Consider the following 21,273-nt stretch of genomic DNA (forward strand, 5'->3'; position numbering starts at 1 on the left):
TGGGGCACGGACCCACGCACTTGCCCCTGCCCTTGCCCTTGCCTACGGCTGGTCGCCCGCCCCGGGCACCCGCACCTTGGCCACCACGGGCTCCCGCTCCAGAACGATCCCGAAGTGCTCCCGATAGGTGGCGAGGACCTCGCCCTCTTCCACCTGGCGCTCCTCCCGCGCACCGTCCGCGCCGGTGATCACGAGCGTACGGCCGGAGAGCGTCACCCGACCGGTCTCGGTCAGCCGTGAGCACACCAGGGACTGCGTGAAGTGCGACTTCGGCGAGGTCTGATGCCACCAGCAGCCGACCTCGAACTCCGCGTACGCGCGCGGGCGCCGCTCAAGCCGGTACTGGGGCCTGCCGTCCCGCAGCACGTCGAGATCCCCCTCCGCCGTCTCCTCGATCCGGAACACCCCGGCGGGATCGCTCTGCTCGGCACGGCTGTCCCAGCGCAGCGGGAAGTGGCTGTTCCGGCCGAAGCCGACGTCCGCGAGCCATGGCCCGCCGGGCGTCTGGACGCGCAGCGCGAGATGGTCGTACGGAATCCCCGGCCCGTCGGGACCGAACACCCGGGCCGCAAGCAGCTCGACCTCGTAGCCGAGGGCCCGCAGCAGCATCGCGAAGGCGCCGTTGAGTTCGTAGCAGAAGCCGCCGCGCCGGGCGCCGACGATCTTGTCCAGCAGCGGCTGCTCCGCGAGCACGATCTCCTCGCCGAGGTGGACGGAGAGGTTCTCGAAGGGGACGGTGCGCAGATGCCCGAGGTGCAGTGCGCGCAGCGCGTCGGCGTCGGGAGCCGCGGGCCGTGCGATCCCGATGCGGTCCAGGTAGGCGTCGACGGCAGTGGTGTCCATCAGGTGTGCGTCCTCTCCGTAGCGAACCAGCGGCGGGTCTGCTCCACCGCGGAAGCGGGGGTCCCCGCAGCGATTTCGGCGATGGTCTGCGCCGCCAGCTCACGCCGCCAGGCCAGCTCGGCCTTGCGCATCGCCGTGGAGATTCCGCACGGCCGGCCGAACTCCCGGCCGGCGTGCTCGACCCCGGCCCCCTGCCGGCGGATCTCCTGACAGCGGAAAGCGTCTTCGGTGCCCTCGATCGCCGCGACCACATCCATCAGCGTGATCCGCTCCGGCGCCCGCGCCAACTGGAAGCCGCCCCGGGCCCCGGGCGTGGACGTCAGGATCCCGGCCCGCACCAGGGCCTGCAGCCGCTTGTTCAAGTAAGCCGCCGGCAACGCGAACGAGGCAGCCAACCGAGCCGTGGAGACCGGCCCTTCCCCCTCCAGCCAGGTCAGCGTCACACAGCAGTGCAGGCCCCACTCGACGCCTTCACTCATCCTCATAACCTGGAGTCTACATATCCCGTTTCCGCCGAGCCCCCTGATTAATTCGGCGCGCGAGCCCTACGGAATCGCCTGGCGAGCCGGGACGACGAACAGGGTGCGGTCCGGGAGGGGGCTCTGCCAGACAGGGCTCCTTCACGAAGACGAAAGGCCGACGGATGAACCTCTGGTGACGGGCCGCCGAAGAGGTCTCGGGGCGCGGTGGAGGTCCTTAAAGTTTTGACATCCCGCCGTCCGATCATCTGTGCGAGGTTGCCGTGGCTCTGCCGGACACCGAGACGATCCTCACCGCGGCCGGGCTCGTGGCGACGGCCGTGGTGTGGGCCGTGGAGCGGTTTCTGCCGGGCCGTAAGCGGATCGGCTATCGGGTCCAGATGGACACCGCGATCGGCATGAACCCCCAAGACGCGCACAGCCTCGTGCAGTTGCGGCTGCTGCGGCAGGATCAGGAGATCAGCGACGCGACGCTGGCACTGCTGCGGTTCGAGAACGACGGCGGCAAGGACATCGTCCGGCAGGACTATCAGGAGGCGCTGACCGTCGAGTTCGCCGGACGCACCGTCATCGGTGCCGAGGTGCCGGACGCCAACCCGACGGACCTGGTGCGCATGCTGACCCGCAACGGCGGTGGGCTGCGGCACGACGGCGGCCGGCTGTTCATTCCCAAAGTGCCGCTGAACAAGCGGAACCACTTCAAAGTGTTGGTGCTCCTCACGGGGTCCGATGCGGACCAGGACCCCGAGAGTGGACGCGCCGACAGCGCGGCCGGGGCCGTGACCGTCGGCGGGTTCATCAGCGGCGGACGGATCCGGCGCAACGCCCAGCGCTGGGGGCCGCGCAAGCTCAGCCTCGTGCTGGGTGGCACCTTCATCGTCCTGCTGGGGCTGCTCGGCGGGCTGCTGCTCAGCGGCCGGGCGACGCCGGTGCCCGGCGAATGCGCCGCCGGGCGGCTGACCATCGACGGGTCCACCGCGTTCGCCCCGCCGATGCGGGAGATCGCCCGGCAGTATCGGGCCCGGTGTGCGGACGCAGAGGTCACGGTCCTGGAGAGCGGCAGCCTGTCCGGCCTGGGCATCCTCAGCCGGGAGGCCCGGCCCGCGTCCACCGAGGGCCCCGGTTTCATCGCCGTGTCGGACGTGCCGGCGCCGTCCCTCTACCGACGGCTGGCGGGCGACCCGGTGGGCGTCATCGTGCTCAGCCTCGTGGCCAACGACAAGGCCGGCGTCGACGGCCTCACCTCCGCCCAGGTGCGGAAGATATACGACGGGACCTACACCAACTGGAAGCAGCTGAACGGGCACGACCTGCCGATCCGCCTCGTCAGCCGGGACGCCGGGTCGGGCACCCGCCGGGCCTTCGAGACGTCCGTTCTGCATCGCTCGGAGCCGGGCGTGGTGTCGTCCTACGACTGCGGCGACAAGGACCGCGACGCACGAGCGCGCCTGACGCGCTGCGAGGTGAACAGCACCAAGAGCCTGCTGGACGCGGTCGACCGGGTGCCGGGGGCGATCGGTTACGCGGAGGTCTACGCGGCGGCGCAGCGGCAGCACGTGGTCAGCGTGCGGCTGAACGGGAACGAACCGGACATCGAGTGGGGACGGCAACGCGACTACCCCTTCTGGACGGTGGAGTACCTCTACACCTACGGGCGGCCCGAAGACGGCTCGCTGACCGCGAAGTTCCTGGCCTTCATGGACTCCGACACGGCGAAGAACATCATGCGGATGTACAAGCACGTGCCCTGCGCCGACCGGCAGAGCCTGCCGGTCGCCGTATGCCGGCCGTGAGGGGACGGCCGGCGGGAGGCCCGCGGCCGGCGACCGTTGCCGCGAGACCGGCCGGACCGCCCAGGACCGCGATCGCACCGTCGGTGTCCGTGCGCAGCACCCGGGCGCCCTGGGCGCGCAGCGCCGCGATGGTCCGGTACGCCGGATGCCCGTACGGATTGCCGGCCCCGCAGGAGATCAGCGCCAGGCGCGGCGCCAGCCGGTGTATCAGCGGCGGGTCCTGATAGGCGGAGCCGTGGTGCGCCACCTTCAGGACGTCGACGGCCCCCAGCTCGGGGTGGGCCGCCAGCAACGCCTGCTGAGCGGGCGGTTCGAGATCGCCGAGCAACAGCAGGGTCATTCCTCCCGTGCGGACGAGGAGGGTGACGCTGGAGTCGTTGGGGCTGTCGGCGCTGTCGCGGCTGCCGGTGGCAAGGGGGCCGCCGGGCCCCGGTGCGGCCGGCGGAGCGGGAGGCCAGAGGACTTCCCAGGTGAGGGGGCCCAGCCGACGCCGCTCCCCCGGTGCGGCGGGGACGACCGGGATGCCTGCGGCCGCAGCCGTGCCGCGTACGAATTGGGCCTGTCCCGGTGGCTGTTGAAACGTCGTGGTCTCGATGGCGCCGACCGACCGGCCGCGGAGCGCGCCGGGGAGCCCGTCCACGTGATCGGCGTGGAAGTGGGTGAGGACGAGGAGCGGGATGCGGCGGATTCCCAGGTCGGTGAGGCAGCGGTCGATGGCGCGCGGCTCGGGACCGGTGTCCACCACCAGCGCCGTGCCCTCCCCCGCTGCCAGCACCAGTCCGTCCCCCTGCCCCACGTCGCAGACCACGGCACGCCACCCGGGTGGTGGCCAGCCCGTGATGACGCGGGTCAGCGGGGCGGGCCGGCAGACCGCCAGGATCACGGCCAGCGCACACAGCACGCACATCCAGGGGCGGCGCAGCGTCCGGCGGCCGACCGCCACCAGAACCGCGATGACGACCGCGAGCACCAGCCCGCCCACCCAGCCACCGGCCCAGCCGAACTCGGCTCCCGGCAACGCCGCCCCCGTGCGGGCCACACCGGCGATCCACTCGGCCGGCCACCCCGCGCACCACGCCAGCGCCTGGGCGACCGGCGGCGCAACCGGGGCGGCGGCGAGGGCGGCGAAACCAAGGACCGTGGCAGGGGCCACGGCCAGTTCGGCCAGCAGATTGCAGGGCACGGCGACCAGGCCCACACGGGCCGCGAGCACGGCGACGACGGGGGCGCAGACGGCTTGGGCGGCGGCCGCGGCGGCGATCACCTCGGCCAGCCGGGGCGGTACCCGGCGCCGCTGCAGAGCCGCGCTCCAGCGTGGCGCGAGCAGCAGCAGCGCGCCGGTGGCCAGGACGGAGAGCAGGAAGCCGTAACTTCGGGCGAGCCAGGGGTCGTAGAGGACCAGCAGGAGCACCGCGGCGGCGAGTGCGGGCAGCAGCGAGCGGCGGCGGCCGGTGCCGATCGCCAGCAGCGTGATCAGGCCGCAGGCGGCGGCCCGCAGCACACTCGGGTCCGGGCGGCACACGACGACGAAGGCGAGCGCGAGGGCCCCGCCGATGACGGCCGTCCCGCGGAGCGACAGGCCAAGGAGCGGCGCCAGCCCACGCCGCTCGGCACGCGTGGCCAGATGCGGCGGGCCGATCAGCAGGGCGAGCACGATCGTCAGATTGCTGCCGGAGACGGCCAGCAGATGCGTCAGGTCGGTCGCGCGGAAGGCGTCGTCCAGGTCCGGCGGCACGCGCGAGGTGTCGCCCACGACAAGACCGGGCAACAGCGCGCGGGCATCAGGACGCAGACCGTTGGTGGCGTCCCGGAGCCCCGCGCGCAGGCTTCCCGCCAGTCGCTGAAGGGTACTGGGAGCGCGGACTTCGACCGGCGGCGCGTCCGCGGCGACCCGCAGGACGGCGGCCAGGCGGTCGTTCGACGACAGCGGCGGTACGGCACGGGCCACGACCCGGACACGGGTCGACGGCAGCAACCCGCGCCATGCCGAGGTCAGCCCATGGCGCCCCTGGGTTCGCTGAGCCGTCCCCGGCGCGCCCGCGGCGTCGGAAGCCGTCGGGCGGGCGTCGGCGGCATTCCGCACGGCGGCGCCGCTCAGGTGGTGCTCCGCCCCGTCGCGTCGGCCGCCCTCGTGGTCGCCGCCGCGGGGCTGCACGACCACCAGGGTCGGCGTGCGGACGGCCGTGACCTCGCCGCTCGGCGCGGTGACGCGGACCGCGTCGGCGGTGAACACCACTGCCGGGGGCGTCCGTTGGGATCCGCGTACCCGGGGCCTGGTCAGCCGGGGGTCGCCGGTCACCTCCAGCTCCGCGGTGACCCACGCGTACCGCCCCGCCAAGGCCGGCAGCGGTCCACGCCGGACATCCGCTGCATGCAGCGCCGCGGACGCCGCACCCGCGGCGGCACACAGCAGCACCGCGGCCAGCGCCACGAAGGCACCCGCGGACCACATATGCGGAGGTCGGGGGCGGCGCGGCTGCGTTTCGCGCGGGCCGGCGCCGGGCCGTGGCCGTGGCCGTGCCCCGTCGCGCGGCGGTTCCTCACGTCCCGACCCGTCCCTCAGCGCCTCAGAAGCTGACCCACCGGGGGCTGGTGCTTCGGGGGTTGATGGCTCAGCGGCCGACGCTTCAAGAGCTGGTGGCTCAGGTGCCGGCGCCTCAAAGTCTGGTGGCTCAGGGGTTCGCGCCTCAAAGTCTGGTGACTCAAGGGCTCCCGCCTCAGGATGTGATGCCTCTGGGTCTGGCGTCCCAAGTTCCGGAGTCACGGCTTCCAGCAGGCCACCAGCCCCAGGCCCCCGCTCCGTCCGGCGCCGGACCACGGCCACCCGAAACGCGACCGCTGCGAGAAGGACGGCCGCACCGCCGGCCACGGCCACCGAAGCACCGGGCGCGCCCAGGGCGATCGCCGCAGCCGCCCAGGCCGCCAGCGCGGGCGCGACCAGGCGCAGATCGGCCGGGCCGTCCTGATGAGGGTCCGAGGCGCCGCGCACGGAGGCCGCCATGGCGTGCACCGGGGGCCGCGGGCTGGTCACGGCTCCACCAGCGGGCGCAGGTCGGCGAAGCGGCGCTCTCCGATACCGGTCACCTGGCGGAGCTGGTCCACCGAGGTGAACCCACCATGCTGGGTACGGAACTCGACGATGTGACGGGCCAGGACGGGCCCCACTCCTGGCAGTGCGTCGAGCTGCTGCTCGGTCGCCGTGCTGAGGCTCACCGGCCCGCTCGGCCCGCCGAACCCGGCTCCGGCCCCGGCACCCGATGCCGCACCGGGCCCCGCCGCTCCGGGGCCGCCACCGCCGGCCCCCGCCCCGGTCACACCGACGACGATCTGTTCGCCGTCGGTCAGCAACCGCGCCCGGTTCAGCCCACGGGTGCTCGCCCCGTGCAGCACACCACCCGCCGCCGACAGCGCGTCGATCACCCGGGACCCCGGCGGCATCCGATGGATTCCGGGGTGCCGGACCTTGCCGGTGACGTCGACGACCAACTGCCGGCCCCCACCGCCCGGCGGGCCACTCGCCATCGCGGCGGAGGACGGTGAGGAGGGCGGTGGCGGCAGGGAGGACGAGCGCGTGCCGGCCCCCGGGCCGGGCACGCCGGGCGCCCCCTCGACCGCCGGGGCGCGTACCGGCTCGGGGCGCCCGGCCCAGAAATGCTGGACGGCGAAGCCCACCGCGACCACGAGCACCAGAACCAGCGCGGTAAGCGCCTTGGGGTCGGTGCCGCAGCGTAACTGCACCCACAGGGGCAGTCGTTCACGCACCGCGAGCCAGACCCGCTCCCGACGGCGTCGGCCGGGTGGATCGTGCCCGGGAGGCGTGGGTCCCGCCGGCACGGCCGCGCCCGCGTCGCCGAAGACCGCGGCGACACGGGCCCGTACGCGCTCCCGCTCCCACTCCCGCGGCCCCGTCGTAACGGATGGGCCCGGCGGGCCGTACGACGCAGCGGGCGCCGGTGAGGCCGCCGGGGAGGAGGAAGGACCTGACGAGGAGAGGGGAGGGGCCGAGGAAGCCGACTGGGCGGATCGAAACGAGTTCATACCGACCGACGCTAAGCACCTCGCGCAGATCTCGCCGAGGCACCTCAGATTCGGTGGACAGCACGCGAGTTGTGGATAACCGTGTCACCCACAAGGCACCCGGCAGTCCCTTCTCAGCGCGGCGAGACCACGGCCCCCAGCAGCCCCGGCCCCGTGTGCGCGCCGATCACCGCACCGACCTCGCTCACATGCAGCTCGTTCAGGCCCGGCACCCGCTCCCGGAGCCGCTGGGCCAGGGCGTCCGCGCGCTCCGCCGCGGCGAGATGGTGGACCGCGATGTCGACCTGACCCTCGCCCGCGCGCTCCGCCGCGATCTCCTCCAACCGTGCGATGGCCTTGGAGGCCGTACGGACCTTCTCCAGCAGCTCGATCCGCCCGTCGGCCAGTTGGAGCAGCGGTTTGACGGCGAGTGCGGAGCCGAGCAGGGCCTGGGCCGCACCGATGCGGCCGCCGCGCCGCAGATAGTCCAGGGTGTCGACGTAGAAGTAGGCGGAGGTGCCCGCCGCGCGCTTCTCCGCGGCGGCGACCGCTTCGTCCACGTCCCCGCCGGCCTCCGCGCTCTCCGCAGCGGCGAGGGCACAGAACCCGAGAGCCATCGCGACCATTCCGGTGTCCACGACGTGTACGGGTACCGGTGCGTCCTGGGCCGCCATCACCGCCGCGTCGTAGGTGCCGGAGAACTCCGAGGAGAGGTGCAGCGAGACGATGGCGCCGGCGCCGGCCGCCGCCACCTTCCGGTAGGTCTCCGCGAACACGGCGGGGCTGGGGCGGGAGGTCGTCACGGGGCGGCGCTTCTGCAGCGCCTGGGCGACGGATCTCGCGGAGATCTCGGTGCCTTCTTCCAAGGCCCGGTCCCCCAGGACGACGGTCAGCGGCACGGCCGTGATGCGGTGGCGCTCGACCGCCGCCCGCGGCAAGTAGGCCGTGGAATCGGTGACGATCGCGACATGGCGGGACATGACTGGGAGATTATCCGGGGATGCGGACGCCGCACAGTGCGGGCCCCTCCCCAAGATCTTCCAGGTTTCACCAAGGCTCTGCCAAGTGCCCACCGGGCGACGTTGTCATCACCCTCGGCGTTTGTCATCGCCTCTCCCGGGGGCCCCACCCCGCCCCCACCCACCCCTCACCGCTCCTCCTACGCGTTCACGTCGTCGTACCCTCCGTTCGCGGAGCCTTCTGCCAGGGGTAGGTCTGCTGGGTGTGGGGGTCACGGGCGGTGATCGCCTGCGGGGTCTCGGGGGACGGGCCCCAGGGGTACCCGGCGTCGGTCGTGTCCGAGTCCGGGCCCGGCCGGGCGCCCGCGTCCGACGGGCCGTCTGCGGTGCGCGCCGCCGGCCGCGCGGGACCACCCGCCCCCGGCCGGCCCGCGGCGCCGGGACCGCGCTGCTGTCCTCGCCGCTCCTGCACCGGCTCCCGCAGCGGATCCGTGACCGGCTCGTCCCGGGTCCAGTGCCGCAGCGCGCCCGACTCCACGTCGATCTGGTCGCTCAACGCGGCGAGGTCGTCGTCGGCGAACTTGCGGGCGCGGTCGCGGGCCGCCCAGCGCAGCGACTCCGCGGAGTGTGTGATCCGCTCCGTGCGCTCCCGCAGCTCCGGGAGGCGGGCGGCGATGGTGGCCCGGTCGGGCTCCCGCTCCAGGCGCTTGAGGTCGGCGTCCAGCTCATGACCATGGGCGCTCAGCCGTTCGAAGAGGCCGATCGCCTCGCTGAGGGAGGCGTCTTCCGGGGCGCCGCCGTACAGCACGTCCTGGGTGGCGCGCATGGACGTGCGCAGGGAGATCCGCAGCTGCGCCAGTTCGCCGACGACGCCGGGCTGGGCGAGCTGCCGGGCGCGGAGGGCGGTGTCCTCGACGCTCCTGCGGGCCTGGGCGACCGTGCGGTCCACGCCGCGCTTGGCCGCCTTCACCGCCTTGACGGTCACCCACACCCCGGCCAGCACGAACAGCACGAAGAGCAGTCCGAGGATGGCGGCAACGGCTTCCATGGGCTCTCCCCAGACATGGTCGGCGGCGCCGGTCCTCGCCCGCGCCCTGTATCTCCACCGTAAACGGCTCGGGCAGGCTGCGGGTTCCTGACGAACCCCCAACCTGCCCGTAGGGGAAACCACCTATGTCCTGCCTGGAGCCCGCACCGGACCGGCGCCGGCGCCCGCCGGAGCACCCTCCGAAGTCCCGAGCTCAAGCCGCCCGACACACCCCGGCCCGGCCACCGGCACTGCCGCCCCAGGTGCCCGGAACCGGTCCGTCCGGGCACCCGCGGCGACCGGCGACTACGCAGGGACGATGTTCACCAGCTTGGGCGCCCGGACGATCACCTTCCGGATTCCCGCGCCGTTCAGCGCCGCGACCACCGCCGGCTCGGCCAGCGCCGTCGCCTCCAGCTCCGCCTCGGAGATCGAGGGAGCGACCTCCAGACGGGCCTTGACCTTGCCCTTGATCTGGACGACGCAGGTCACGGTCTCGTCCACGACGTACGCCGGGTCGGCGACCGGGAAGTCCGCGTGCACGACGGTGGTGGTGTGGCCCAGCTTGCGCCACAGCTCCTCGGCGATGTGCGGGGCCAGCGGGGCGACCAGCAGGACCAGCTGCTCCGCGACCGTGCGGGGGATCGGGCCGCCCGTCTTGGTCAGGTGGTTGTTCAGCTCGGTCACCTTGGCGATGGCGGTGTTGAAACGCAGGTTCGCCATGTCCTGGGTGACGCCGTCGATGGCCTTGTGCAGGGCACGCAGGGTGGCCTCGTCGGGCTCGGTGTCGACGACGGTCACCTCGCCGCCGGCCTCGTCCACGACGTTGCGCCACAGGCGCTGCAGCAGGCGGTACTGGCCGACGACGGCGCGGGTGTCCCACGGGCGCGAGACGTCCAGCGGGCCCATCGCCATCTCGTACAGGCGCAGGGTGTCCGCGCCGTACTCGGCGCAGATCTCGTCCGGGGTGACGGCGTTCTTCAGGGACTTGCCCATCTTGCCCAGCAGCCGGGAGACCTTGCCGCCCTCGTAGTAGAAGACGCCGCCCTCGTGCTCCTCGACCTCCGCCGCGGGGACGGCGATTCCGCGGGCGTCCCGGTAGACGTAGGCCTGGATCATGCCCTGGTTGTACAGCTTGTGGAACGGCTCGGCGGACGAGACGTGCCCCAGGTCGAACAGGACCTTGGACCAGAAGCGGGCGTACAGCAGGTGCAGCACGGCGTGCTCGGCGCCGCCCACGTACAGGTCGACGCCGCCGTGCGGCTGGCCCTCGCGCGGCCCCATCCAGTACTGCTCGACGTCCGGGTCGACCAGCTTGTCGGGGTTGCTCGGGTCCAGGTAGCGCATCTCGTACCAGCACGAACCCGCCCAGTTGGGCATGGTGTTGGTCTCGCGGCGGTAGCGCTTGACGCCGTCGCCCAGGTCCAGCTCGACGTTGACCCAGTCCTCGTTGCGGGACAGCGGGGTCTCCGGCTGGGTGTCGGCGTCGTCGGCGTCGAAGGTGCGGGGCGAGTAGTCCTCGACCTCGGGCAGCTCCAGCGGCAGCATCGACTCGGGCAGCGCGTGCGCCACGCCGTCCTCGTCGTAGACGATCGGGAACGGCTCGCCCCAGTAGCGCTGCCGGCTGAACAGCCAGTCGCGCAGCCGGAAGTTGACGGTGCCCTCGCCGATGCCCTGGGCGGCCAGCCACTCGGTGATCTTCGCCTTGGCCTCGGTGACGCCCAGGCCGTCCAGCGAGATCGTGCCGCCGGACGAGTTGATGATCTTCGCGTCGTACGAGGCGAAGGCGTCGTCCCAGGTGGACGGGTCGGTGCCGCGGCCGTCCGACGGCTCGACGACACAGCGCATCGGCAGCTCGAAGGCGCGGGCGAAGGCGAAGTCGCGGGTGTCGTGCGCGGGGACGGCCATGATCGCGCCGGTGCCGTAGCCCATCAGGACGTAGTCGGCGATGAAGACCGGGACCTGCTCGCCGCTGACCGGGTTGGTGGCGTAGACGCCGGTGAAGACGCCGGTCTTGTCCTTGGCCTCGGCCTGCCGCTCGACGTCCGACTTGGACGCGGCCTGCTTGCGGTACGCGGCGACGGCCTCGGCCGGGGTCGCGTGGCCGCCGGTCCACACGTCGTGGGTGCCCTCGGGCCAGGCGTCCGGAACGATGGAGCCGGCCCCGTTGTCGGCGCCCGCGATCAGCGGGTGCTCGGGGGCCAGCACCATGTACGTCGCGCCGAACAGGGTGTCCTGACGGGTGGTGAAGACGGTGATCTTCTCGTCGCCCACCGGGAAGTCGACCCGGGCGCCCTCCGAGCGGCCGATCCAGTTGCGCTGCTGCAGCTTGATGGCCTCCGGCCAGTCCAGCTGGTCCAGGTCCCTCAGCAGCCGGTCGGCGTAGGCGGTGATGCGCATGTTCCACTGGCGCAGCTTGGCCTTGAAGACGGGGTAGTTGCCGCGCTCGGAGCGGCCCTCGGCGGTGACCTCCTCGTTGGCCAGCACCGTGCCCAGACCGGGGCACCAGTTGACCGGCGCGTCCGAGGCGTACGCCAGGCGGTACTCACCCAGGATGTTGGCGCGCTCGATGGGGCTCAGACCGGCCCAGGGGCGGCCGTCGGGGGTCGGGCGGGTGCCGGCCTCGAACTGGGCGACCAGGGTGTCGATCGGGCGGGCAGCGTCCGCCTCCGGGTCGTACCAGGAGTTGAAGATCTGCAGGAAGATCCACTGGGTCCACTTGTAGTACGCCGGGTCGATCGTCTCGATCGAGCGGCGCGGGTCGTGGCCCAGGCCCAGCCGGCGCAGCTGGCGCCGCATGTTCACGATGTTGGCCTCGGTGGAGACCCGCGGGTGCGTGCCGGTCTGGACGGCGTACTGCTCGGCGGGCAGGCCGAAGGCGTCGAAGCCCAGGGTGTGCAGGACGTTGTGGCCCGTCATCCGCTGGTAGCGGGCGTACACGTCGGTGGCGATGAAGCCCAGGGGGTGGCCCACGTGCAGGCCGGCGCCCGACGGGTAGGGAAACATGTCCATGATGAACTTCTTGGGGCGGGCCACCGCGGTGGGGTCGCCGGCCAGGTCGCCCTTCGGGTTCGGGGCCGCGTAGGTCCCCTCCGCCTCCCAGAAGTCCTGCCAGTGCGCCTCGATGTCGGCGGCCAGCGCGGCCGTATAGCGGTGCGGCGCTGCCACCTCGGCAGCGTTGGTCGTCTCGCTCATCGTCCTCAAAGCTCCATCGATCGTCTCTGCCTGCGGAAACGCGCCTCGTCCCCGGCACCCGCCGGAAACAAAAAGACCCCTCGCACAGGAGGGGAAGCCGCGCCGATTCCGACGGGATCTGTCATCCGTCGGTACTGATCAGCGCGGCCCGCTAAGCAGAAGGCGTACGGCACGCATGGCGTCAGGGTACCGCAGGGCGTACGGGGCCCGCGCTGAGGATTACCCCCACACGGGCCCCGTCCCCCGTTACCCCTCGCTCCTGCCGCCGCTCCACCGGGGCACGGGCGGTGCGGGGAGGCGGTGCCGTGCCCCGGTGGCCATCAGGGGCGGTAGGAGGTCACATAGCCGGCGCCCGGGCTGCCCACGCCGGTGACGTCGTCGTAGCCGACGCCCGCGTGCAGGGAGCTGTCCTTGCCCAGGCTGCGCAGCGAGGTCGTGGTGCCCTTGGCGTCGTCGGTGCCGTTGACGTAGTCCACCCGGACCACGGCCAGGTCCCGGCCGGCACCCAGCGGGTGGTCGGTGACGTCGTGGTAGGCGGCGGTGCCGTAGCGCTGGTAGATGGCGGGGTTGGCGAAGCCGATGGCGACGCCGTGCCGGGCCTGCTGTGCCAGCGCCTGGACGCCCGCGATCACCGGCGCGGCCAGGGAGGTGCCGCCGATGCGGTACTCGTCGTAGCCGAGCGAGCCGTCCGGCAGGGTCTGGGTCTGGCCGACCAGGAACCCGGTGTTGGGGTCGGCGACCGCCGCGATGTCCGGCACGGTGCGCATGGCGCCCTTGAGGGCCACGTTCGAGAGCGCGTCCGGGACGACTCCGCGCTGGTAGAAGGGCTGCGGGACGGTCTTGCTGGTGCCGCCGCCGGCGCCTCCGTTGAAGGTGCCGGGGAAGCCGGCCCAACTACTGCCGTCCTTGGACAGGACCGCCTTCTGGGTGCCCCAGCCGGTCTCCCACTGGTAGGCGTCGTGCTTGCCGACGGCCAGGGAGGTGCCGCCGACCGCGGTCACCCATGCCGAGTTCGCGGGGGTGTCGACCTGTTTGGTGCCGGTGTTGGCGACCTCGTCACCGTTGTCACCGGAGGAGAAGTAGAAGCCGATGCCCTGTACGGCGCCCTGCTGGAAGATCTGGTCGTAGGCGGCGGCCACGTCCGGGGTCTCGTTCGCCTCGATGTCGCCCCAGGAGTTGGAGACGATGTCCGCGAGGTGCCCGTCGACGATCTTGCCGAGCGAGTCGAGCAGATCGTCGTCCATGCAGGACGCGCCGCCGACGTAGACGATGTCGGAGTCGGGGGCGACGGCGTGCACGGCCTCGACGTCGAGGGTCTCCTCTCCGTACCAGCCGGCCGCGCCGCACTCCTCGATGTGCGTGTAGTCCTTGGGCAGCACCTGGGAGATCTGGCCGCTGCGGTAACGGGGGTCGCCGTTGCGGGCGGCGTACCGGGCCGCGTCCTGGGTGATGGTCGGCGAGGCGTACGCGTCGGTGATCGCGACGGTGACGCCCTTGCCGGTCCACTTCTTCGCCCCGTAGGCGGCGCGCAGCTGCTTGCCCGTGTAGCCCTTGATCGCGTACGGCGCCCTGCTCCCGTAGGCGGGCGGCAGCTTCTTGGCGGTCCTGGAGCCGTAGTACGAGGAGAACGGCCCCGAGTTGCGGAAGACGCCCTCCGGCGGAGGCAGTTCGCCGGAGCGGTGCTTGGCGAGCTTGGGCGCGTTGTCCAGGCCGGTGACGGTCAGCACCGCGCCGGCCAGCGAGGCGGGCGCGGAGGCCGTGGTGGACGGCGCGTGGTAAGTGTGCCCGGCCTTGCGGTAGTTGTGCAGGTCGGTGGCGAAGGCGCGCTCGGCGGCGGCCGCGTCGCCCTTGACCGCCAGGTAGCGGTTGGTGGTGCCGGTGACCTTCAGGCCGGACCCTTCCAGCCAGTCGGTCACCTTGGCTATCTGGTCGTGCGTCGCGGCGTAGCGGGCGCGCACCTGGGCGGGGCTCAGATACTTCCCGTACGCGGCGGAGTGCGGGTCGGACACGGCCCTGGCGTAGTCCGCGAGGCCCTTGGCGTCGCGGCCGGCCAGGTAGACGCGGGCGCTGACGGCCGTGGCGGCGGCGGTGGCGCCCTGGTCGGCCTGCCGGGTGGCCCACAGGGGCTTGGTGCCCTGCAGCGCGTGCCGGCCGTCGTCGTGGCCCGCGGCGTCGGCGGCGGGCGCACCGAGCGCGAGCGTGCCGGCGACCAGCGGCAGCGCCGCCGCCCAGGCCAGACGGGCGCGGGCACGCGGCGATCTGGTGCGGGTCGATCTCATGTAACCCCCTGTGTGGCGATGCGGTGCGCCGTGGGGTGACTGCGCCGGTGCGGCGGTGCGGCACCTCACGAGCGGTGAATGCGCGGGATGTGACGCTCACGCGGTTCGCCACTCTTTCGGTGAACCGTTCATGTCAGGGGCATGCGATCACCAAGAAGCGCCCAAGGAACGGCAAGGACCGGTCAGGAAGAGGTGCGGAAACCCATGCTCAACTCACCGCGAAGGGCGGGGCGGTGACCGGATATCAGCGTCGCCCCCAACGGGCTTTGCCAAGGCGGGCCCCGGCAACCGGCCCCCCGGCAGGACGGCACCGCCATCCGATACGCACAACAGAGCAGGCCGTCCGCGATGGACGGCCTGCTCTGTATTTGTGGAGCTAAGGAGAATTGAACTCCTGACCTCCTGCATGCCATGCAGGCGCTCTACCAACTGAGCTATAGCCCCAGGTCTTGTCTCCGCCCGGTTCCCCGCTGCGGCATCGCCTACATTACACGGACCTCCCCGCCTTCTGCCAAATCGCCTACCCGTCACCCGGCCGCCACCCCTTGGACGAGGCCCTTCGGTCCGCAGCGACCTCGCGGGCCCCTCGGCGGGACGCGCGGTACTGTCGGCACTACGTGCCCGATTCGTCCTGGGGGAGCCGTACGCCGTGACCGCGCTGGAGCTGGAACAGTCCACCGACCCCGGCGGCCCGGCCACCGACAGGGGCTTCATACGCCGGCACCCGACCCTCGTGGCGGCCCTCGCCTGCCTGGTCTCGTTCACCGCCTTCTGGATCGCACAGCGCCTCGCGCACGTGACGATGATCGACCTGATGGTCTACCGCGCCGAGGGGGACACCGTCCGCGCCGGCGGGTCCCTCTACGACATGGTGGCGACCTCGGCTCGGCTGCCCAACACCTACCCGCCCTTCGCGGCGCTGCTGTTCACCCCGCTCACGCTCCTCGGCGTCCCGGAGATGCGCACCCTCGCCACCGCCGGCAACCTCCTGCTGCTCGTCGCCGTCGTCCACCTCTCGTTGCGCCTGGCCGGCCGGCCCCGGCGCCTCCCTGCGCCCGCCGCGACCCTGGCCGTCTCCGCGCTGCTGGTGTGGTGCGAGCCGGTGTGGACGACGCTGCGCTACGGGCAGATCAACCTGCTGCTCGCCGCGCTGGTCCTGTGGGACCTGACCCGTAAGGACACCAACCGGCTCGCGGGCGTCGGCATCGGCATCGCGGCCGGCATCAAGCTGACGCCTGCGCTGTTCGCGGTGGCCCTCGCGCTGGCCGGCGCCCTGCGGGCCGCCCGGCTGGTGCGCTCCGGCGCGGGGGTCCGCGCCGCCTGGAACCCCTGGCTGCGGCAGGCCGCCGTGGCCACCGCCACCTTCCTCGCCACCGCCGTCCTGTCGGCCCTGGCCCTGCCGCGCGACGCGCACCGCTTCTGGACCGAGATCGTCTTCGCCGCCGACCGGGTCGGCGAGGTGGAGATCACCGCGAACCAGTCGCTGCGCGGCGCCCTCGCCCGGCTGCTGCACACCCACGACCCCGGCGCCGCCTGGATCGTTCTCGCGGGCCTGACCGCGCTCCTGGGCCTGGCGCTGGCGGCCGGGTCACTGGTGCGCGGGGAGCGCGCCTGGGCGGCCGCGGCCTGCGCGGCCACCGCCCTCCTGGTCAGTCCGATCTCCTGGTCCCACCACTGGGTGTGGTGCGTACCGACGCTGATCCTGTGCGGCTCCGAGGCGCTGCGCCGTACGGGCACCGCCGCCCGCCGCTGGTGGACGGCGGCGATCGCGCTGGGCCTGCTGTTCGGCTCGTTCGCTCTGTGGTGGGTGCCACACCGCTGGAACCACCACCAGGAACTGCACCAAAACGGCGTCCAGATGCTGCTCTCCGGTGTCTATCCGATCGCCGGGCTGGCCGTGCTGGCGCTCACCGGTGCGCGGCTGTGGCGGCGGTCCGGCGGGCGGACGCGGCTCCGCGGCGGGGCCGGACCGGCCGAGACCGCCGACGACGGGATCTGAACCGCTCGTCGCCGGTGAACCGCCCTGCGGTGCCCGGGAATTGAGCCGGGGCCCGTCGCGATCGGCGGACGCGGCCGCGCTCAGGCCGTCGCGAACGAATAGAACCGTTTCAGCGTGCAGTGCTCGTCCAGCAGCCGCCCGTAGATCGGCTCCCCGTCGAGCTCCCGGTACGTCTCGATCGGATCGCCCTTTATGACCAGGGCACGGGCGCATTCCTCGCACCAGTACTGGTAGTCGGTGTTGACGGGTTCCATGTCGCGGACGATCGGCGTACCGCTGCCGCACCAGTCACATTTCCTGCTGTGGGCGCCCATCCATCAGCTCCAACTGTGGCCGCAGGCCGTACAGACGAAGGAAATGCCTCCGTTGTCGCCCAGCACCTGCGCCACATGGGACGAGCCGCACGAAGGGCACTGCAGGGCGCAACCGGCTCTCGGGCCGCACACGGACGCCGGACCGTCAACGGGGCAGGTGAAGCGGAGCGCGTATTCCGGCAGCCAGTCGTAGCCCTGTGCCTCGGCGACTTCGAGCAGGTCGTTGACCTCCTCGAGGATGCTCGTGGGCATCGCGATCTCTCCTCCCCTGCCGGCGCCGTCCGATTCTGCCACGGACCGCCGACCGGGTCAGGCCCGACTTCACGTCACGCCCGCGCCGGCGGCCGCCCGTACAACGCGAAGATCCCGCCTCCTGAGGGAGACGGGATCATCCGGGTTGTGGAGCTAAGGAGAATTGAACTCCTGACCTCCTGCATGCCATGCAGGCGCTCTACCAACTGAGCTATAGCCCCGGGTCTTGTTCCGCTCCTCCGGGTTTCCCCCGGCGGCGCCGCGAACAAGAAGAACTTTAGCCTGCGACCTGCCCAGATGTGAAATCCGGTCGGCCGGGGCCGCTCCGCGGGGCTCAGTCGTCGTCGCCGAGCACCGGTTCCGGCAGGGTGCCGGCGTTGTGCTCCAACAGGCGCCAGCCGCGCGCGCCCTCACCCAGCACGGACCAGCAGCAGTTCGACAGACCGCCCAGACCCTCCCAGTGGTGGGCGTCCAGGCCGAGCAGGCGCCCGATGGTGGTGCGGATCGTGCCGCCGTGGCTGACGACGACCAGGGTGCCGTTCTCGGGCAGCTTCCCGGCGTGGTTGAGCACGACGGGGGCGGCCCGGTCGGCGACCTCGGTCTCCAGTTCGCCGCCGCCGCGCCGCACCGGCTCACCGCGCTTCCAGGCGGTGTACTGCTCGCCGTACTGCGCGAGGATCTCGTCGTGCGTCAGGCCCTGCCAGGCGCCCGCGTAGGTCTCCCGGAGGGCGGCGTCGTGCGTCACCTCGAGGCGGGTCAGGGCGGCCAGCTCGTCCGCCGTGGCCGCCGCCCGCTGGAGGTCGGAGGCGATGATGGCGTCCGGCCCGAGCGCCGCGAGCAGCCGGGCCGCGCGCCGCGCCTGGGCACGGCCCGCCTCGGTCAGCTCGATGTCCGTCGAGCCCTGGAAGCGGCGCTCCAGATTCCAGGCGGTCTGGCCGTGGCGCCACAGGACGATGCGGCGGCCCGGCGGCCTCTTCGTGCCGTTCAGAGCAGCTCTCCGTCCTGCTGGCCGGCCGTGGCCTCGGCGTGCGCGGCGGCCTTGCCCCGGGTGGCCTTGGCCTCCTCGGGAAGGTCGATCTCGGGGCAGTCCTTCCACAGCCGCTCGAGCGCGTAGAACACGCGCTCCTCGCTGTGCTGGATGTGCACGACGATGTCGACGTAGTCGAGCAGCACCCAGCGGGCCTCGCGGTCGCCCTCGCGGCGGACCGGCTTGGCGCCGAGCTCCTTGCTCAGGCGCTCCTCGATCTCGTCGACGATCGACTTGACCTGGCGGTCGCTGGGTGCCGAGGCCAGCAGGAAGGCGTCGGTGATCGAGAGGACGTCACTGACGTCGTAGGCGATGATGTCGTGCGCGAGCTTGTCGGCGGCTGCCTGGGCGGCGGCGTTGATGAGCTCGATGGAACGGTCCGTGGCGGTCACAAGCGGCTTTCCGGGTCGAGGGCGGCGTCTCCGGCCGGGCAGGGAAGCGGGGCGCTCGGCTGAGCCACGGCGCGGGCCGCAGTCCCCATGGCAACCGGATCAGCGGTCAGGTACCCCTCAAGGGTCTCACGGACCGCCGACACCCCCGCCAGAGTTTTCGAACCCGTCGACCGGATTCGCTGTTCTGGCAGGTCAGAGCCGTGGTAGGAGGTGCCCGGCCCCGCTGCGGGGGCCGGGCGTCCCGCTCGTCAGCCCTTGTAGTCCCGCCCCAGCACCACGGCGATGTCGACGTTCGAGGCGACCTTGCCCTGCTTGACCGCGCTCGCCGGCAGCCCCAGCGTCTTGGCGACCTCCGTGGCCTTCGCCTTCTGGGCGGCGTCCGCGTAGGCGACCTGGGAGGTGGCCCTGGCCACACCGTCGGTGCCGTCGTCGACGAAGCCGTAGCCGCCGTTGAGCAGGGCGACCTGCGCCTTGCCCGTGGCCGCCTTGGCGCCGGTGGCGTTGCGGACCCCCACCCGGGCGGTCGCGTCGGGGGCGGTCTTCTTGACCGTGCCGCCGAGCACGTCCTTGACCACGTTCGCCGCGGTGGCCGGGCTGAGCGTGCCGTTCGCCTGTACGGGCAGCAGGGTCGTTCGGTACGCGCCGGTCTTGGCCAGCTCCGCCCGCTGCGCCAGCGAACTGCCCAGCTGGGCCTCGGTCAGCGGCGGGTCGAGCACCTGCAGCAGCGCCTTGACGGTGGCGGTGGCCCCGTCGGCGTCGCTGGAGACCTTCTTCAAGGTCGCCTGCACGACCTGCCCGAACCGCTGGAGCTGCTTGACCTGGGTCTCGCCCGGCGCCTGGTAGGTGGCGTAGGCGACGGCCGCCTGGCCGTTGAGGTCCCGGGCGCTGCCCTGCTTGACCACCGGGGAGGCGCCCTTCTTGGCGCCGGGAACGGTGGTGTCGGTGTCGAGGGTGATCCCGCCGACCGTCTCGACGAGGTTCTCCAGGTACGGGGTGTCCAGCCGCCAGGTGGCCTTCAGGTCGGCGCCCAGGAGGCTGTTGAGGGACTCCCGGGTCGGCTCGGAGCCGTCGTCCTTGACGGACTTGCCGAGCGTCGTGGCGCTGCCGTCGTCCTTGGGGACGACGAGGCTGTTGGGCAGCAGGACGGTGGTGCCCTTGTGGGTGGTCTCGTTGTCGACGAGCAGGGCCGTGGAGCTCCTGCCGGACGTGGTGTCCCGCAGATGGACCACGAGCACGTCGCGCTTCTGGCCGCCGGCCGCGGCCGCCTTGCCGGTGTCCGGGCCGGACAGGCCCGGCAGCTTGCCCGCCCACCACAGATAGCCGGCGCCGCCGGCGAGCAGCAGGGCCAGCACGACGGACAGCGCGACGAGCCGGCTGCGTCCGCGCCGCTTGGCCTCCTCGCGCCGCTCGGTGCGGCTCTCGGTGAACTTCAGCCAGTCGATGACGTCTTCGGAGTCCTCGTCCGGCTCCTCGATGAAGGAGAACTGCTCGGTGTGGTACTCCGGGCCGGCCGGGGACCCGCCCTGGGATCCGCCCGCCGCGGCCGGCTCCTCGCGGTCCGGCGACGGGGCGCGGCGCTGGGCGGGCGGCCGCGGCGGCTCGTCGTGGGAGAGCTGCTCGTAGGGCGAGGGCTGGGACTGCTGCGGGATCCACTCCTGCGACTGTTGCTGCTGCGGCCGGCCGTACGGGTCGTACTGCTGGGGGTAGCCGGGCTGGGCCTGCACCTGCCGGCCGTCGTACGGGTCGTAGCCGTACTCCGGCTGGGCCGCGTGGCCCGGCTGCTCCTGGTAGGACTGCTGGCCCTGGTGCCCTTGTTGCGCACCGTAGGGGTCGTAGCCCTCGTAGGCCGGCGGGGCGGGCTGCTGCTGCCCGTACGCGTCGTAGTGCTGCTCGTACGACGGCTGTGCGGCGTCGCGGTAGACCGGCTGCCCGTAGGCGTCGTAGGTGTAGCCCGGCTGCCCCTGCTGGTCGCGGGCATACGGGTCATGGGCATACGGGTCCTGCGGCCCGTACGGATCTGGTCGGTCGCTCACCGGTGCCCCTTTCCGTCAGCCCCGTCAGCGGTCGTTGCGGTACAGCTGTTTTTTGTCGATGTAGCGCACCACACCGTCCGGCACCAGATACCAGACCGGATCCCCCTGGGCCACGCGCGCCCGGCAGTCGGTCGAGGAGATGGCCAGCGCGGGCACCTCGACCAAGGACACCGCTCCCTCGGGCAGCCCGGGGTCCGCGAGGACGTGGCCGGGCCTGGTCACCCCGATGAAGTGGGCGAGTGAGACCAGCTCCGCGGCATCGTGCCAGGTGAGGATCTGGCTGAGCGCGTCGGCGCCGGTGATGAAGAACAGATCCGCGTCGCGGTGTTCGGCACGCAGATCACGCAGCGTGTCTATCGTGTACGTCTTGCCGCCGCGGTCGATGTCGATACGGCTGACGGAGAACTGCGGGTTCGAGGCGGTCGCGATGACCGTCATCAGATAGCGGTCCTCGGCCGGGGACACCGTCTTGTGGCTCTTCTGCCACGGCTGCCCCGTGGGCACGAAGATGACCTCGTCGAGGTGGAACTGGCTGGCCACCTCGCTGGCGGCGACCAGGTGTCCGTGATGGATCGGGTCGAACGTCCCGCCCATCACTCCGAGTCGCCGCTTCACGGGCCCTGTGTGCTCTCCCATGCGTGCAGACCCTACTGGGCGGCGCGCG

At 72.3% G+C, this 21,273-nt stretch carries 16 protein-coding genes and 2 tRNA genes; 2 read left to right on the forward strand and 16 right to left on the reverse strand.

What is annotated here, in order from left to right; all coding sequences use genetic code 11:
• Nucleotides 1-42: 42 nt before the first annotated feature.
• Together AC0680_RS15640 and AC0680_RS15645 are read right to left on the reverse strand one after the other, a co-directional pair.
• The gene (locus tag AC0680_RS15640; protein WP_478628611.1) at nucleotides 43-843 is read right to left on the reverse strand and encodes an arylamine N-acetyltransferase family protein; all 801 of its coding nucleotides are present in this window, start codon (nucleotides 841-843) and stop codon (nucleotides 43-45) included.
• Nucleotides 843-1,328 (reverse strand): RrF2 family transcriptional regulator, encoded by a 486-nt coding sequence (locus AC0680_RS15645; RefSeq protein ID WP_478628614.1) that lies wholly within the window; start codon nucleotides 1,326-1,328, stop codon nucleotides 843-845. The genes AC0680_RS15640 and AC0680_RS15645 overlap by 1 nt, the downstream gene beginning before the upstream one ends.
• A gap of 257 nt (nucleotides 1,329-1,585) precedes the next feature.
• On the opposite strand from AC0680_RS15645, the gene AC0680_RS15650 reads away from it, so the two are divergent.
• Complete coding sequence (locus AC0680_RS15650) at nucleotides 1,586-3,115, forward strand: substrate-binding domain-containing protein (RefSeq protein ID WP_478628617.1); 1,530 nt, start codon at nucleotides 1,586-1,588, stop codon at nucleotides 3,113-3,115.
• Here AC0680_RS15650 and AC0680_RS15655 read toward each other — a convergent pair.
• The 7 genes from AC0680_RS15655 to AC0680_RS15685 form a co-directional block, all read right to left on the reverse strand.
• Nucleotides 3,045-5,567, reverse strand: coding sequence for a ComEC/Rec2 family competence protein (locus AC0680_RS15655; protein WP_478628620.1), 2,523 nt, complete (start codon nucleotides 5,565-5,567; stop codon nucleotides 3,045-3,047). The genes AC0680_RS15650 and AC0680_RS15655 overlap by 71 nt on opposite strands.
• A gap of 575 nt (nucleotides 5,568-6,142) precedes the next feature.
• Nucleotides 6,143-6,877, reverse strand: coding sequence for a ComEA family DNA-binding protein (locus tag AC0680_RS15660; RefSeq protein WP_478628623.1), 735 nt, complete (start codon nucleotides 6,875-6,877; stop codon nucleotides 6,143-6,145).
• A gap of 389 nt (nucleotides 6,878-7,266) precedes the next feature.
• Nucleotides 7,267-8,112 carry a DegV family protein gene (locus AC0680_RS15665; protein ID WP_478628626.1) on the reverse strand — a complete coding sequence of 282 codons (846 nt, stop codon included), beginning with the start codon at nucleotides 8,110-8,112 and terminating at the stop codon, nucleotides 7,267-7,269.
• A 187-nt stretch (nucleotides 8,113-8,299) separates the two neighbouring features.
• The gene (locus AC0680_RS15670) at nucleotides 8,300-9,139 is read right to left on the reverse strand and encodes a hypothetical protein (protein WP_478628629.1); all 840 of its coding nucleotides are present in this window, start codon (nucleotides 9,137-9,139) and stop codon (nucleotides 8,300-8,302) included.
• A 285-nt stretch (nucleotides 9,140-9,424) separates the two neighbouring features.
• The gene (locus AC0680_RS15675) at nucleotides 9,425-12,313 is read right to left on the reverse strand and encodes a leucine--tRNA ligase (protein WP_478628632.1); all 2,889 of its coding nucleotides are present in this window, start codon (nucleotides 12,311-12,313) and stop codon (nucleotides 9,425-9,427) included.
• 320 nt (nucleotides 12,314-12,633) lie between these two features.
• On the reverse strand, nucleotides 12,634-14,592 hold the full coding sequence (locus tag AC0680_RS15680; RefSeq protein WP_478628635.1) for a S53 family peptidase: 1,959 nt from the start codon (nucleotides 14,590-14,592) through the stop codon (nucleotides 12,634-12,636).
• 371 nt (nucleotides 14,593-14,963) lie between these two features.
• A tRNA-Ala gene (locus AC0680_RS15685) sits at nucleotides 14,964-15,036 on the reverse strand.
• Between the two features lie 205 nt (nucleotides 15,037-15,241).
• Between AC0680_RS15685 and AC0680_RS15690 the strand changes: the two genes are divergently transcribed.
• On the forward strand, nucleotides 15,242-16,591 hold the full coding sequence (locus AC0680_RS15690; protein ID WP_478628638.1) for a glycosyltransferase 87 family protein: 1,350 nt from the start codon (nucleotides 15,242-15,244) through the stop codon (nucleotides 16,589-16,591).
• A gap of 80 nt (nucleotides 16,592-16,671) precedes the next feature.
• On the opposite strand, the gene AC0680_RS15695 is transcribed toward AC0680_RS15690, so the two are convergent.
• The 7 genes from AC0680_RS15695 to nadD form a co-directional block, all read right to left on the reverse strand.
• Nucleotides 16,672-16,905: a hypothetical protein gene (locus AC0680_RS15695; RefSeq protein WP_030413843.1), complete on the reverse strand. Its 234-nt coding sequence runs from the start codon at nucleotides 16,903-16,905 to the stop codon at nucleotides 16,672-16,674.
• 3 nt (nucleotides 16,906-16,908) lie between these two features.
• Nucleotides 16,909-17,157: a hypothetical protein gene (locus AC0680_RS15700; RefSeq protein WP_478628641.1), complete on the reverse strand. Its 249-nt coding sequence runs from the start codon at nucleotides 17,155-17,157 to the stop codon at nucleotides 16,909-16,911.
• A gap of 148 nt (nucleotides 17,158-17,305) precedes the next feature.
• Nucleotides 17,306-17,378 (reverse strand) — tRNA-Ala (locus AC0680_RS15705).
• Nucleotides 17,379-17,491: 113 nt separating this feature from the next.
• Nucleotides 17,492-18,145: a histidine phosphatase family protein gene (locus tag AC0680_RS15710; protein ID WP_478628921.1), complete on the reverse strand. Its 654-nt coding sequence runs from the start codon at nucleotides 18,143-18,145 to the stop codon at nucleotides 17,492-17,494.
• Nucleotides 18,142-18,576 (reverse strand): ribosome silencing factor, encoded by a 435-nt coding sequence (rsfS, locus tag AC0680_RS15715; RefSeq protein WP_384489552.1) that lies wholly within the window; start codon nucleotides 18,574-18,576, stop codon nucleotides 18,142-18,144. The genes AC0680_RS15710 and rsfS overlap by 4 nt, the downstream gene beginning before the upstream one ends.
• 248 nt (nucleotides 18,577-18,824) lie before the next feature.
• Nucleotides 18,825-20,609 (reverse strand): LCP family protein, encoded by a 1,785-nt coding sequence (locus AC0680_RS15720; protein ID WP_478628644.1) that lies wholly within the window; start codon nucleotides 20,607-20,609, stop codon nucleotides 18,825-18,827.
• Between the two features lie 24 nt (nucleotides 20,610-20,633).
• A complete protein-coding gene (gene nadD, locus AC0680_RS15725; protein WP_051006918.1) occupies nucleotides 20,634-21,245 on the reverse strand; it encodes a nicotinate-nucleotide adenylyltransferase in 612 nt (203 codons plus the stop codon).
• Between the last annotated feature and the right edge of the window lie 28 nt (nucleotides 21,246-21,273).

The sequence above is a fragment of the Streptomyces sp. NPDC043738 genome, assembly GCF_056436545.1.